Origin of the sequence: Dechloromonas agitata is5, assembly GCF_000519045.1 — a bacterium.
Lineage (GTDB): Bacteria > Pseudomonadota > Gammaproteobacteria > Burkholderiales > Rhodocyclaceae > Azonexus > Azonexus agitatus.
The window spans coordinates 2,790,524-2,802,824 of record NZ_KI912532.1 but is presented as its reverse complement, the minus strand read 5'-3'; the positions used below and the strand labels follow the sequence as shown (position 1 = coordinate 2,802,824).

The window sequence follows — 12,301 nt, the reverse complement described above, 5'->3', positions numbered from 1 at the left end:
GGCATTCATGAGTGACGGTCGATGTGCTGGAGTATGAGGCCAAGCAGCGCGTCAGGGTCGATCGGTTTGGAAATGTGGGCGACCATGCCGGCTTCCAGGCAGGCGGTTCGTTCCTCGTCGAGGGCATGGGCCGTTTGGCCGATGATGGGGAGATTCGGTGCGATGGCGTGGATCTGGCGGGTGGCATCGTAGCCGTTCATCTGCGGCATCTGGATGTCCATCAGGACCAGGTCGAAGGCCTGGGCGCCGCCCTGCCGTACCTGATCGAGCGCCTGCAGACCGTTGTCGGCCATGGTCACCGTTGCGCCGTAGTCATCGAGGACGGATTGCATGACCTCCTGGTTGATCTCGACATCCTCGGCGACCAGGATGCGCTTGCCGGCCAGCGGTCTGGGGTCGTCCACAGTCAGTGCCGCCGGTGTCGTGACCGGATGTTCATCGGCCAATGGCCAGTAGGGCAGGCGGACTTCAAAGCAACTGCCCTGGCCCGGCGTACTGTCGACCGAGATGCTGCCGCCGAGCAGACCGATCAGGCGCGACGAGATGGCGAGGCCGAGGCCGGTGCCGCCGAAGCGGCGGGTCATTGAGCCGTCGGCCTGCTCGAAGGGATTGAAGATACTGCTGCGTTGCGTGGGGTCGATACCGATGCCGGTGTCGCGGACCCGGAAAACAAGTTGGTCGCCAGCGCAAGCCGCGGCCAGTGTGACGGTGCCCTGCTCGGTGAACTTGACGGCATTGGAGAGCAGGTTGAGCAGGATCTGACGCAGGCGCAGGGAGTCGGTCCGGCAGGCAGTCGGCAGGTTGTCGGCCAGTTCCAGCTGCAGGGCCAGGTGCTTGGCGCCGGCCCGCTCCTGCATCAGTTCCAGCGACTCGCGTAGCAGGGCGGGGAGATCCACCGGCAGCAATTCGACCTTGAGCATGCCGGCTTCCATTTTCGAGAAATCGAGAATGTCGTTGATGATGCCGAGCAGCAGGTTGCCGGAGTGGGTGATCTTGTCGAAGATGGTGAACGCCTTGCTGCCCGGGCTTTCGGTACGCTTGCCGATGTGTGCCAGGCCGAGCATGCCATGCAGCGGGGTGCGGATCTCGTGGCTCATGTTGGCCAGGAATTCACTTTTCACGCCGGCCAGCCGCTCCGCCTCGTTGCGCGCCGCTTCGAGTGCGGCGGTACGGGCTTCGACAAGGTGTTCCAGGCGTTCCCGGTACTCTTCCAGTTCAGCCGTCATCGCCTTGCGTTCGGTAATGTCAGTGATGAAGCCATGCCAGAGAATTTCGTTCTTGCCGACCCGTTCCGGTTGGGCGGTGATCGCCAGCCACCGTTCGCTACGGTCTGGCCGGACGATGCGGTAATCGACGCGCCAGGGATGCAGGCTGCTGGCCGATTCGCGCAGGCTGGCCATGAACTGTTCGGCATCGTCCGGGTGCACCTGGTTGCGTAGTGAGTCGGGGTTGGCCTCGGCCTGCTCGGGGGAAATCCCGTACAACTCGGCGACACCATCGCTGATGAAGGGTAAGTCGCCGTGTCCGTCGGCATGCAGGCGGTACTGGAAAACGACCCCGGGCACGAAGGAGACGAGGCGACGGAGGCGCTGGTTGGCGGCATGCTCGGCCGAGCGGGCTTCCTCCTCCATGACGGCGGCCTGCAACTCGTTGAAGGCCTCGGTGAGCAGGCCGATTTCGTCGCGGCGGACGACCGGCAAGGCCTGGCGGGGAATCTCCCCGGCATTCATCCGGTGCAGCAAGGTGGCGGCCCCGGACAATGGGCGCAGTTGCAGATGCAGCCACCACCAGCTGATCAGGGTGGCGACCAGGGTCAGAATGGCCGAGGCGACCAGCAGGTGGCGTTCCATCGCGTCGATCGGAGCGAAGGCTTCGTCAGCCGGCAGAACCGAATGCATCATCCAGCCGGTACTCGGGATGCGCTTGTTGGACGATAACTCGACGACGCCGCGCGAACTCTTGGCGATGCCCGAACCTTCGTAACCTGCCATGTAGCGGTCGTAGACCGGATTGATGCCGGGTGGCGGGCCGGCTTTCATGACCCGCCGTTTGTCGGATGAGGCGACGAAGATGCGTGATTTCGGGGCGGAAACCAGGAAATCGCCGGTATTGCCGTACTTGGCCGAGCCGATTTCGTCGAGGAAGTTGGGTTCCGCCAGGTTGGTTACGCCGATGACCAGGCCGATGCTCTTGCCTTGGGCATCCTTGATCGGAACGATCAGCGTGAAGACCGGCAGGCCGCTGTTCGGGCTGATGACCGGTTCCGGCAATTGCGGTTGGCCGGTCTTCAACCCCTGCTCGATGAATTCGTAGTTGCCGTAATGGCTGCCGGTCCGGTTCAGGTCGCTGGGCACGCTGGCGATGGCCGTCCCGGTTGCATCAGTGACGATGACGCCCCAGTTGAAGATGCTCTGCGGAATCTTCTTGTCTTCGAGCAGGCGCTGGGCGGCGGCGGGGGAGGCCAGGAGTTCGGTCGTCAGGCTGCTGGCGACGGATTCGGCAATGCTCTGGCGTTCCAGGATGGAGCGATCGATTTCCTTGGCGATCAGCGACACGGTCGAATATTGCTGGGCAGAGATGGCCGCTTCCATGTCGCGGCGCAGGGTTCGGCTCAGTGAATATTCGGTGGCCCACAGGATGCCGAGGACGACGCACAGCATGCCGACGGCGATGCGGGTGTGCAGGGAGCGCCAGTTGGGTAAGGCGAGCATGCGAGTGATGACTCCGTTTCCGATTCTTCCCGGCGTCGGCGGCAAACGCTGAAAACGCCCTTCCGGAGGCTGTCTTCAGCATTCAGTCCGAACGCCAGGCAATACTCTAACCGCCGGCCATCGCTTTGGCGAGGCGTATCGTGGTGTGGTGTATCTGCACCGTGTCGGCGATCTGCCGGGCATACCCCCCGGCCATGGCGATAGCGACAGGCAGACGCTGTGCCTGGCAGCGCCTGAAGACAACCCGGTCACGCTCGGCCAGGCCGTCGAAGGTCAGGGCCAGGCGGCCAAGGCGGTCGTCCTGGTAGGGGTCGGCACCCGCCAGGTAAATGACCAGATCGGGGCGGGCCAGGTCGAAGGCGGTGTCCAGCCCCTCGTTCAGGCGCAGCAGGTAGGCGGCATCGGTGCAGCCATCCGGCAGTTCGATGTCGAGATCGCTTTGTTCCTTGTCGAAGGGATAGTTGCGCGCACCGTGAATCGAGAAGGTGAAGATGCTGTCGTCGCCGTGCAGGATGCTCGCCGTGCCGTTGCCCTGATGCACGTCGCAATCGACGATCAGCACGCGGTTCGCCAGCCCTTCGGCCTGCATGGCACGGGCAGCGACGGCGGCATCGTTGAAAACGCAGAAACCTTCGCCCCGGTCGCGGAACGCGTGGTGTGTGCCGCCAGCCAGATTGGCCGCGACCCCATCGGCGATGGCTGCCCGACAGGCGGCGATGGTGGCCCCGGCCGAGCGGCGCGAGCGTTCGACCATGCCGGGGCTCCATGGGAAGCCGATGGCCTTCAGCGTCTTTTCCGGTAACTGGCCGAGTGTGACCGCACGGATATAGGCCGGATCGTGGGCACGACCGAGTTCCTGATCGGTTGCCGCGTGCGGCAGATGGAAATCGGTCTGGCTGAACGCGCCGCTGGCCAACAGGCTTTCACGCAGCAGCGCGTACTTCTCCATCGGGAAGCGGTGGCCGGTCGGCAGCGGTAGCACGAAGACATCGGTGTAAAACAACCGCACGGCCGATGCCTTTGCCAGTCGATCAGTTCAGGGTGGCGGAGAGCTTGCGACGGAATTCGCGGACGAGATCGTCGTACTGCTCGCCGGACAAGGCCTCGAACAAGTTCAGGATGGCCTGGCGGCCGGCGCCCTGCTCGAAAAAGCGGTCACGGCGGACGACTTCCAGCGCCGCTTCGAGTGCTTCGCGGAAGCGGCTTTGCGCAGCGTAGGCCTTGGATAGTTCCAGACGGCTGGCGTGGTCGTCCGGGTTGGCGGCCAGCTTGGCTTCCAGCGGCGCGGTATCGGCGGCGCCGTCAAGCAGGGCCAGGCGGGCGCGCAGGGCGTTGGCACGATCCGGTTCGTTGGCGTAGTCGCCGGCCAGCAGTTGCTTGGCCTCGTCGTTGCGGCCGAGCTGCATCAGCACATCAACGGCATCAAGCTGGATGGCCTGATCCTGCGGGTTGGCCTGGCTGGCCTGGACCAGCACGGCCAGTGCTTCTTCGAGCTTGCCTTCGGCGACCAGGGCGGCTGCCTGCTCACGCAGGTTGGCGTGTTCCGGACCGGCCGGCAGTGCAATGCGGTCGAGGAACTGGCGAATCTGGCCCTCCGGAATGGCGCCGTTGAATTCATCGACCAGCTGGCCACGGAACAGCACCTTGACCGATGGGATGCTGCGTACGCCGAAGTGCTGGGCCAGTTCCGGGTTTTCGTCGGAATTGACCTTGGCCAGCAGGAAGCGGCCCTTGTATTCCTCGGCCAGTTTTTCGAGCAGCGGCTTCAACACCTTGCATGGCTCGCACCAGGGCGCCCAGAAATCGACGACGACCGGTACGGTGTCGGCCTTGATCAGGACTTTGGCTTCGAATTCTTCGATGGAAACGTCAAATGCAAACTCGGACATGGTGATGGCCTGGAAAAGTTAAAGTCGGGCGAATTCTACCGTCTGCCCGCGACCGGCGGGAGATTCGAGCTGCCGGCGCGATGGCCCGGGGCTGGCTAGCCAATGGGCGATTCGCGCTGGCAGCTCGGGGATGTCGGGCAGGCCGGATGGTTCGCTGGCGGCCATCGCCAGCCTGGCCAGTGACGCGGTACCGGGTGCCCGGCTCAACAACAGCCAGTGGCCGCTGCCCAGGTCGCTCCGGTGATCGAGTTGGGCACAAAGCACTTGGCTGTAGCGGCCCTCGTTCAGCCAGGCCATCGCCAGGCTGAGCAGCAGGCCCCAGTTTGCGTCTTTGGCGTTGTCGAGCGGCACGTGGCTGGCCGCCTGCAGGCCCGGCAGGAAGGGCTGGATCTGCGCAGCGGCGAGCGCCGGCTGGGTGGCCAGGAAATCGTAGGGCATCGGCTCGCCGCCGCCTCCACCGATTTCAGCCAGCAGGGTCAGCGTTTCCAGGCGCGGGCCGCTGGTCGATTGCCAGAGCAGGGCCGTCGGCAGCGAACGGCGTTCAGCCGGCAGGGCGGCGAAGGCGCCGAGCAGGGCGAGTTGGGTGAGTACGGCGGCGCGGCGCAGCGGCTTGCCGAGGGCGGCGCGCACGGCGGCCGGGAGTTCGGCCGGGGTAAATTGCTGGCTGAAGGCGGCGTCGAGGTGGATCATCGATCGCGCGCCACGATCAGGCTGGCCAGGCCGCCACCGAAGCCGATCAGGTTGAGCAGGGTGCAGCGGACATCGGCCGCCTGGCGGTGGGCGGTGGGGGCCAGGCCGATTTCGGCATCCGGTTCGGCGAATTGGGCGGTGGCCGGAACTTGCCCGGCCTCGATGCAGGCGAGCAGGGCAGCCAGTTCGGCGATGCCGCTGGCGCCAAGCGTGTGGCCGAGGGCAGGCTTGAGCGAGAGGAGCGGCGGCATGGCCGGGCCGAACACTTGATGCAGGGCGCGCGCTTCGGCCAGGTCGGTGCCCGGCGAGCCGGCGGCCTGCACCTTGACCAGGTCGATGTCGGCTGGCGTCAGCCCGGCGGCGTGCAGGCAATCGGTCATGACCCGGGCGATGGGGTTCCCAGCGGGATCGGGGCCGGTTGTCGAATAGCCGTCGAGGCCGTTGCGCTGCCCGACGATCTGCCACGGGCCGGGTTGGGCCGTGAGGCGTACTGCCGCCACCGCCTCGCCGAGGACGAGGCCGTTGCGCCGGGCATCGAAGGGGTGGCAGCCATTGGGCGAGAGTAGTTCCATGGCGGCAAAACCGGCCAGCGTACTGGCGTTGGCGAGTTCGACGCCAAGAACGAGCGCTTCGTCGATCAGCCCGGCGGCGATCAGGGTGCTGGCGGCATCGATCGCGGAAAAGCCGGAGACGCAGGCGTTCGAAAAGCTGTACCGGGGGCCGCGCAGCTCCAGCCAGTCGGCAATTTGCCTGGTGAACGACGCACTGCCGACGGGCATGGCGAAGGGCGCCCCCTGTTGCTCGAAATGGCCAATCTGGAAGGAGGACGAGGCGACGAAAAGCGGCGTATCCATGGGCAAGTTGCCCAGTTGGCCGCCGACATGGCGGATCGCCTGTTCGGCCCGTCGCAGCCAGTCCGTTTCGGCCAGCGGCAGCGGGAAGTAAGGAAAGCGCCGTTCGCCCAGTTGCCGGCTAGCCGCGGTGCATTCCCCGGCCCACAAGGCATCGCGCACGGTGCTCGGCGAGTCGCCGCGGGCGCAGAACAGGCCGCTGCCGGCGATGAAAACGGTTCTCGCCATCCGTTTATGCTCGGCTGGCCAGCCAGCTTTCGAGATGTTCAGCCAGGTTGGCGACGCTGGACAGGATGCGCCGGGTTTCCTTGCTGTCCGGTAGACGCAGACCGTACTGCTTTTTGATCGCCATCGACACCTGCAGGGCGTCGAGCGAATCGAGCTGGAGCGGCGCTTCCGGGCCGAAGAGCAGTTCGTCGTCGGTGATGCTGGCCGGATCGCAATCCTTGTCGCAGGCTTCGACGATCAGGGCTTTCAGGGCGAGGCGGAGTTCGGCGCTCATGCTGTATGGCGGTGGTTGAGCCAGATGGCGGCAGCCAGGGCGGCGGCGGCGCAGGCGAGGAGTTTCAGGAGATCGGGCAGGATGGCGGCAAAGTCGCCGTGGCGCAGCATGACGGTATGGAAACCCTGCAGCCCCCAGGCCATCGGCGAAAACTCGGCGAGCGTCTGCATCGCGGCCGGCATCATGAACTTGGGCACCATGATGCCGCCGATGGCGCCCATCAGGATATTGCCGACGCCGCCGACGATGGTGGCCTGCTGGGTGGTCCGGGTGACACTGGCGACGAACAGGGCGCAGGCGACGGCAGCCAGGCTGACCGCAGCAGCGACCAGCCACCAGTTGAGCAGCCCGACGCCCTGCGGCATGACCAGTGCTTCGCCGCCGAACAACGGCACACCGAACATGCCGACGCCGACCATCAGCCCGGCCTGGATCTGGTTGACGACGAAGAAGGGCAGCAACTTGCCGAGCAGGACCAGGCGGAAAGGCAGGCCCATGCTGGCGAGGCGCTGCAGCGTACCCTGCTGGCGCTCGGTGATCAGGATGGAAGAAATCGGGATGACCACGAAGAACATGGCGAAGACCAGCCAGGCCGGCACGTTCTGCTGCACCGACGAGGGCGGGCGGATGCTGCGATCGTTCTGCACTGCGACGCTGACGATCTCGTCCGGCCAGTCGCGCTCCGGGGCGTTGGCGGTGGTTGGCAGGCCGAACAGCTGGCCGGCCTTGCGGGTCAGTTCGTCGGCGCGTAGCGTGCCGAGCGCAGCGCTGGTCTGGTTGCGGAAGGCCAGTTGCAGCGCCGGGTTCAGCGTCGGATCGACCATCAGGGTCAGCGGCTCGGTCGGCTGCCCGTCGGCCCCGGCCGGCGCAAGCAGACGCTCGCCGAAGCCCTGAGGCAGGACCAGCGCCAGAGCATAACGGCCATCGCGGATGGCTTGCCGGGCGGTATCGGCCTGGGCCACGGTATCGGCCAGGCGAAAACTGCCGGTCTTGTTCAGGCGGCGGGCCAGCGACTGCGAATGGGCGGTGTCGTCGAGATCGACGATGGCGTAGCCGACATCGATCGCAGCGCCGGGCATGAAGGCGTCGTGCAGCGCCATGGTCATGACCAGGATGAAAATGACCGGCATCACGAACAGCGCCGCCAGGCCGTGCCGGTCACGCAGCAGCGCCAGGGTTTCCTTGCGCCAGAGGGCGATCAGGCGGTTCATCGCTCAGTCCCGCAGCGAGCGCCGGGTCAGGCGCATGAAGAGCTGTTCGAGGTTCTGCCGGCCGACATTCAGGCGATGCACCGGGCAGCCGCCGGCGGCCAATTCGTCGAGCAGGCGGGGCAGGGCAGCCGTATTCGTCAGTTTCAGCCGATAGGCCAGAGGCCCTAGTTCGGTTGTCTGGTAGCGGCCAGCCAGTTCGGCCGGCATGTCGGCACCGAGTACCAGTTCGACCACCGATTCGTCACAGCGCAGCAGGTCATCCAGCGCCCCCTCGGCCAGTACCTGGCCTTGGTCGATGATGGCGACGCGCTGGCAGATGGCCTCGACTTCCTCCATGTAGTGGCTGGTGTAGAGCACCGTCGTCCCGGCAGCCGGCAGGCCGGCAATGGATTCGAGCAGGAAACTGCGCGATTGCGGGTCCACGCCGACGGTCGGTTCGTCGAGGAGCAGCAGTTTCGGCTTGCCGAGCAGGCCGATGGCCAGGTTGAGGCGCCGCCGCAAGCCGCCGGACAATTGCTCGGCCCGCTTGCCGACGACCTGTTCGAGGCGGGCGAAGGTGATGGCCTGATCGATTTGTGCCTTCGACTCGCGCCTTGCCAGACCGAGGATGCCGCTGAAAAACTGCAAGTTTTCCGCCACGGTCAGCATCGGGTAGAAGGCGTACTCCTGCGGTACCAGGGCGATGGCGCGTGGCTCGTTGGTCCGGGCCTCGGCCAGCGGGCGGCCGTTCAGCGTGATCTGCCCGCTGACGGCCGATTGCAGGCCGGCGAGGATGGAGATCAGCGTCGTCTTGCCGGCGCCGTTCGGACCGAGCAGGCCGTAGACGCCGCCGGGCGGGATGTCGAGCCTAACGCCTTCCAGGGCCGCAGCTGCGGCACCGGGGTAGCGGAAGGAAACGTCCGCGATGTGCAGCATCAGGCGGCGCAGCGCAGGTCGCGGAAGAAGGCCTGCTCGCGGTCGGCGATGGCGCGCAGCTTGTCGGCCAGCTTCGGTGGCTGCAGCGGGTCACGGTCGCGGATCATGCGGGCCGTGGCCAGCGCGAATTCCCGCCATTCGTCGCCGATGTCGATCAACTGCTCGGCCAGTTCACCCAGCGCCGGTCGGGCGAGCAGGTCGGCCGCTTCCTGCAGGAAGCTGGCGTAGATAAAGCGGAAGCCGCCGCCGCCGGTGCCGATTTCCTCCTGCATGCGCACCACCTGGCCGATGAACAGCTTGCTGTGGGCGGCACCGCTGCCGGTGTCGAGTTTTTCGATGGCCTTGGCCAGCCAGCGGATGCCGCGCACGCCGATGATCGGCAGCGGGGCGTCGAGCATGATGCGCGTCGTCTTCCTGATGGCGGCGGGCAGAACCTGGGGCCAGTCAGGCATGTGCGGCGTGCCGACCGGGTAGTAGAGCAGGCCCTTGGGCGCCAGGGCGCCCTTGGCGAACCGGGCGCGCTGCAGGTCGGCCGGGGCGCAGGTGACAGTCGTTTCGGCAACCGGGTCGGAGAGTAGGTAGTCGCCGCTCGCCGGGTCGCGCCCGAAGGCCAGCACGTTGTGGGCGTTGAAATGAAAGCGCAGGTCTTCCGGCAGATAGGGCAGCCAGAACACCGAGGTCTGCAGCCCAACCAGCTGGCCTTGATCGAGCAATTCGTTCAGCCGGGCGACGCCGGCCGCCGGATTGCGGAAGGTCTCGAAGCGCATTTTCAGGCCGAGCGGCTTCTGCAGGCCCTTGATGATGGCCTTGGGCGGCATGCGGTAGGCGACCAGCGGCAGGCCGTTGATCTTGATGATCGGCAGGTAGGCGAAGGAGAGGGCCGACGAGAGGCCGAAAGTCATCGGCTCGGAGAGCGGCAGGCCATGGTGGCGCAGCAGGTTGGACATGACTCCGCTTTCGCAGTGCGAGGCCTGGCGGTGCTGGAAGTCCATCAGTCGGCCTTCTTCAGCTGGTCGACCGTCATGCCCATGGCGTCGGCATAAGTGGTGAGCAGGGAAGCAGACAGGCCGGCGAAGACGGCGGGCCGGAAATGCCGGCGGATACGCCATTGCCAGATACCGCTGGCTTGTGAGAGTAGCGGCACGTCCATGCGCACCCGGTACATGTGGTATTCGAGGGGGGAGGTCTGGCCGGCCAGTACCCGCTGGCGGGCGTTTTCGGTCAGGCGCAACAGGTCATCGACCGCCTGCTTGGTGACGATTTCCTCGACTTCCCAGCCAGCCGACTGGACGATATGCAGCTTGCCATCAGCCCCCCGGGCATACATCGCCTTGCGATGGCCGCCCAGCGTGCTGTTGCCCTCTTGCGGAACCTCGCTATCCAGCATGATCGACGACCGTCAGGTGCATCAGCGACCCGGTAAAGCGGCCACTTTCCGGCACGAAGCAGAGCAGGCGGTCGCCAGCCTGCAGGCGACCGCTACGGAACAACTCATCGAGGATGATGAAGATCGATGCCGAACCGGTGTTGCCCTTGGTTTGCAGGTTGGTGAACCACTTTTCCTGGGCAATCGCAAAGCCGTTCGCCGCCATGTAGTCGGCCAGCGGTTGGCGGAAATACTCGGAAGACATGTGCGGCAGGAACCAGTCGACCGCTTCTGCCTGTAGTTTGTGGCGTGCCCGGGCGACGGCCAGCGATTTGCCAAAAGTCTGCTCGACGATGGCTTCGTTGAGCAGGCGGACATCCTGCTTGACGGAGAAGATCGAACGCGCCGCCCACTGGCTGGCGGCAAATTCCTGCCAGCCCTGGAAACGGCCGTCACCATCCTTGTCGCCGCCGGCATACATGCAGACCGGCATGCTGTCGGCCTGCGACTGGAGGTCGATCCAGTCGATGTGCAGCGACAGGCCATCCGGCCGCGGCCGGTCTTCGACCAGAAAGGCGCCGGCGCCGTCGGACAGCATCCAGCGCAGGAAGTCCTTCTCGAAGGCGATTTCCGGGTTGTCTTCCAGTTCGGCGACGCGGTGCGCCGATTCGGGTTCATACAGGCGGGCAAGCAGGCCGCCCGAGGCGCGCTCCGAGCCGCTGGCCAGCGCCTTTTTCGCCTGACCGGCCAGGACCGACAGGTAGGCGTATTTCAGCGCGCCCATGCCGGCGGCGCAGATCCCGGCGGTCGACACCACCTCGCAGGGCGGGATGCCCAGTTCGCCATGCACCATGACGGCATGGCCGGGCATCAACTGATCGGCACACGAGGTGCCGCAGGCTAGTACCGCGACGTTTGACAGATCGAGCCCGCGCAGGGCTGCCGCCGCCAGTTGGGCGTTGGAGTGGGTGAAGGCCCCTGTCGCCGGGTCGATGGCGTAATGACGGCTGCGAATGCCGTTGTTGCGTAAGACGATGCGCCGGGCCCGCGACGGTTTGCCGGCGATCATGCCGAGCACGCTTTCGATATCGTCGTTGGCAACTGGGGCGTTGGGCAGGAAAGAAGAGGTGCCGGTGATGTAGGCACTACCGTGACTGGTCATATTTTTCTAGATTGAATGCCTGTGACCCGCTTGGAAGTTCCAGCCGAGCGCGCAACCCCTCCAGTCGCGATTTCAGCAGCGGGGAAAGCAGCCATTGTAACAATAGGCTGCTGGGAACCACCGTGATCACCATCACGATCAGGTAGAGCGAAAACACCAGCAGGATAGGGCGCCGCTGCCAGCTGCCGCGTTGGCCGAATGCCCGGATCAGGCGCGACCAGACCCCGAAGGCCCGCCGACCGGCCCGCTCGCTGATCGCCAGGCGCGGATTGACGGTGACCGCGCGCAGACCGCTGAGCATCGGCTGGCCGGTCGTTTCGTCATTCCGGTCAAGGGCAGCGGCCAGAGCTTGACCGAAGCGGCGGGCGGCGCGGATTTCCTCGGGCGCCACGCCGGCCGGTGGCAGGCCAAGAAAGCGGTCGCGCTTGCCGGTCAGCACCCAGCGCGGCGTCGTGACGAAGGTGGCGAGCGGATGGCCGCTGTCGGTCAGGGCGATGTGATCGCACAACGTGCCGCCCGCTTCGGTGATCAGTCGGCTCATCGTTTCCTGCGCGGACAGCCACATATTGCGGCAGGCGACCAGCGTGACGACCGGCTTGCCACCGATCAGGCGCTTGCCTTCCGTACTGTGCAGGAAGGCGGTGATCGGCAGGGCGGGAGACAGAAACCAGACCTGGTAGCACAGGATGACCAAATCGAAATCGGCATCGGCGGCAATCGACAGTGGCTTGAGCGGCGGTGCATCGAGTTGCACGCATTCCGGCATCGCGTCGACAAAGTCCACGATGGGCCAGGGAAAGGGGAAGGGCTCGACCGGAACCAGGGTTTCCCGATGCACGACATGACCGTCGTCGCGTAACGGAGCAATCAGCTGGGCGGCAATCTCGGACAGCTGCCCGGATTGCGAATAGTCGACGACGAGAACGCGCTTCAAGATGGCGGCTGGTAATGAATGGAGGCCGGATTCTAGCAAATGCTCCGGTAATTCCAGGCTCCCGGAAAAA

12 protein-coding genes are annotated in these 12,301 nt (G+C 65.6%); all 12 read right to left on the bottom strand.

Annotated elements, in window-relative coordinates:
* Window positions 1-5 precede the first annotated feature (5 nt).
* Complete coding sequence (locus K420_RS19805; protein WP_027458566.1) at window positions 6-2,711, bottom strand: ATP-binding protein; 2,706 nt, start codon at window positions 2,709-2,711, stop codon at window positions 6-8.
* 106 nt (window positions 2,712-2,817) lie between these two features.
* Window positions 2,818-3,720: a histone deacetylase family protein gene (locus K420_RS0113695; RefSeq protein WP_027458565.1), complete on the bottom strand. Its 903-nt coding sequence runs from the start codon at window positions 3,718-3,720 to the stop codon at window positions 2,818-2,820.
* Window positions 3,721-3,742: 22 nt separating this feature from the next.
* Window positions 3,743-4,600 (bottom strand): tetratricopeptide repeat protein, encoded by an 858-nt coding sequence (locus K420_RS0113690; protein WP_027458564.1) that lies wholly within the window; start codon window positions 4,598-4,600, stop codon window positions 3,743-3,745.
* A gap of 18 nt (window positions 4,601-4,618) precedes the next feature.
* Entirely contained in the window at window positions 4,619-5,290 is a 672-nt protein-coding gene (locus K420_RS0113685; RefSeq protein WP_027458563.1) for a hypothetical protein, read from the bottom strand.
* Window positions 5,287-6,369 carry a beta-ketoacyl synthase N-terminal-like domain-containing protein gene (locus tag K420_RS0113680; protein ID WP_027458562.1) on the bottom strand — a complete coding sequence of 361 codons (1,083 nt, stop codon included), beginning with the start codon at window positions 6,367-6,369 and terminating at the stop codon, window positions 5,287-5,289. The genes K420_RS0113685 and K420_RS0113680 overlap by 4 nt, the downstream gene beginning before the upstream one ends.
* Before the next feature lie 4 nt (window positions 6,370-6,373).
* Complete coding sequence (locus K420_RS0113675) at window positions 6,374-6,643, bottom strand: acyl carrier protein (protein ID WP_027458561.1); 270 nt, start codon at window positions 6,641-6,643, stop codon at window positions 6,374-6,376.
* Window positions 6,640-7,854 carry an ABC transporter permease gene (locus K420_RS0113670; RefSeq protein ID WP_027458560.1) on the bottom strand — a complete coding sequence of 405 codons (1,215 nt, stop codon included), beginning with the start codon at window positions 7,852-7,854 and terminating at the stop codon, window positions 6,640-6,642. The genes K420_RS0113675 and K420_RS0113670 overlap by 4 nt, the downstream gene beginning before the upstream one ends.
* 3 nt (window positions 7,855-7,857) lie before the next feature.
* Window positions 7,858-8,769: an ABC transporter ATP-binding protein gene (locus K420_RS0113665; protein WP_027458559.1), complete on the bottom strand. Its 912-nt coding sequence runs from the start codon at window positions 8,767-8,769 to the stop codon at window positions 7,858-7,860.
* Entirely contained in the window at window positions 8,769-9,761 is a 993-nt protein-coding gene (locus K420_RS0113660) for a BtrH N-terminal domain-containing protein (protein WP_027458558.1), read from the bottom strand. Before K420_RS0113660 ends, K420_RS0113665 begins: the two co-directional genes overlap by 1 nt.
* Window positions 9,761-10,156, bottom strand: a complete 396-nt coding sequence (locus K420_RS0113655) for a hypothetical protein (protein ID WP_084019663.1) — start codon at window positions 10,154-10,156, stop codon at window positions 9,761-9,763. Before K420_RS0113655 ends, K420_RS0113660 begins: the two co-directional genes overlap by 1 nt.
* Window positions 10,146-11,297: a beta-ketoacyl-ACP synthase III gene (locus K420_RS0113650; protein ID WP_027458556.1), complete on the bottom strand. Its 1,152-nt coding sequence runs from the start codon at window positions 11,295-11,297 to the stop codon at window positions 10,146-10,148. The genes K420_RS0113655 and K420_RS0113650 overlap by 11 nt, the downstream gene beginning before the upstream one ends.
* Window positions 11,281-12,231: a hypothetical protein gene (locus tag K420_RS0113645; protein WP_027458555.1), complete on the bottom strand. Its 951-nt coding sequence runs from the start codon at window positions 12,229-12,231 to the stop codon at window positions 11,281-11,283. Before K420_RS0113645 ends, K420_RS0113650 begins: the two co-directional genes overlap by 17 nt.
* Between the last annotated feature and the right edge of the window lie 70 nt (window positions 12,232-12,301).

Bases quoted from the DNA above. Each gene is read 5' to 3' on its own strand.
- K420_RS0113685 (WP_027458563.1), bottom strand. From the start codon at position 5,290: ATGATCCACCTCGACGCCGCCTTCAGCCAGCAATTTACCCCGGCCGAA.
- K420_RS0113655 (WP_084019663.1), bottom strand. From the start codon at position 10,156: ATGCTGGATAGCGAGGTTCCGCAAGAGGGCAACAGCACGCTGGGCGGC.
- K420_RS0113665 (WP_027458559.1), bottom strand. From the start codon at position 8,769: ATGCTGCACATCGCGGACGTTTCCTTCCGCTACCCCGGTGCCGCAGCT.
- K420_RS0113690 (WP_027458564.1), bottom strand. From the start codon at position 4,600: ATGTCCGAGTTTGCATTTGACGTTTCCATCGAAGAATTCGAAGCCAAA.
- K420_RS0113660 (WP_027458558.1), bottom strand. From the start codon at position 9,761: ATGGACTTCCAGCACCGCCAGGCCTCGCACTGCGAAAGCGGAGTCATG.
- K420_RS19805 (WP_027458566.1), bottom strand. From the start codon at position 2,711: ATGCTCGCCTTACCCAACTGGCGCTCCCTGCACACCCGCATCGCCGTC.
- K420_RS0113675 (WP_027458561.1), bottom strand. From the start codon at position 6,643: ATGAGCGCCGAACTCCGCCTCGCCCTGAAAGCCCTGATCGTCGAAGCC.
- K420_RS0113680 (WP_027458562.1), bottom strand. From the start codon at position 6,369: ATGGCGAGAACCGTTTTCATCGCCGGCAGCGGCCTGTTCTGCGCCCGC.
- K420_RS0113650 (WP_027458556.1), bottom strand. From the start codon at position 11,297: ATGACCAGTCACGGTAGTGCCTACATCACCGGCACCTCTTCTTTCCTG.
- K420_RS0113670 (WP_027458560.1), bottom strand. From the start codon at position 7,854: ATGAACCGCCTGATCGCCCTCTGGCGCAAGGAAACCCTGGCGCTGCTG.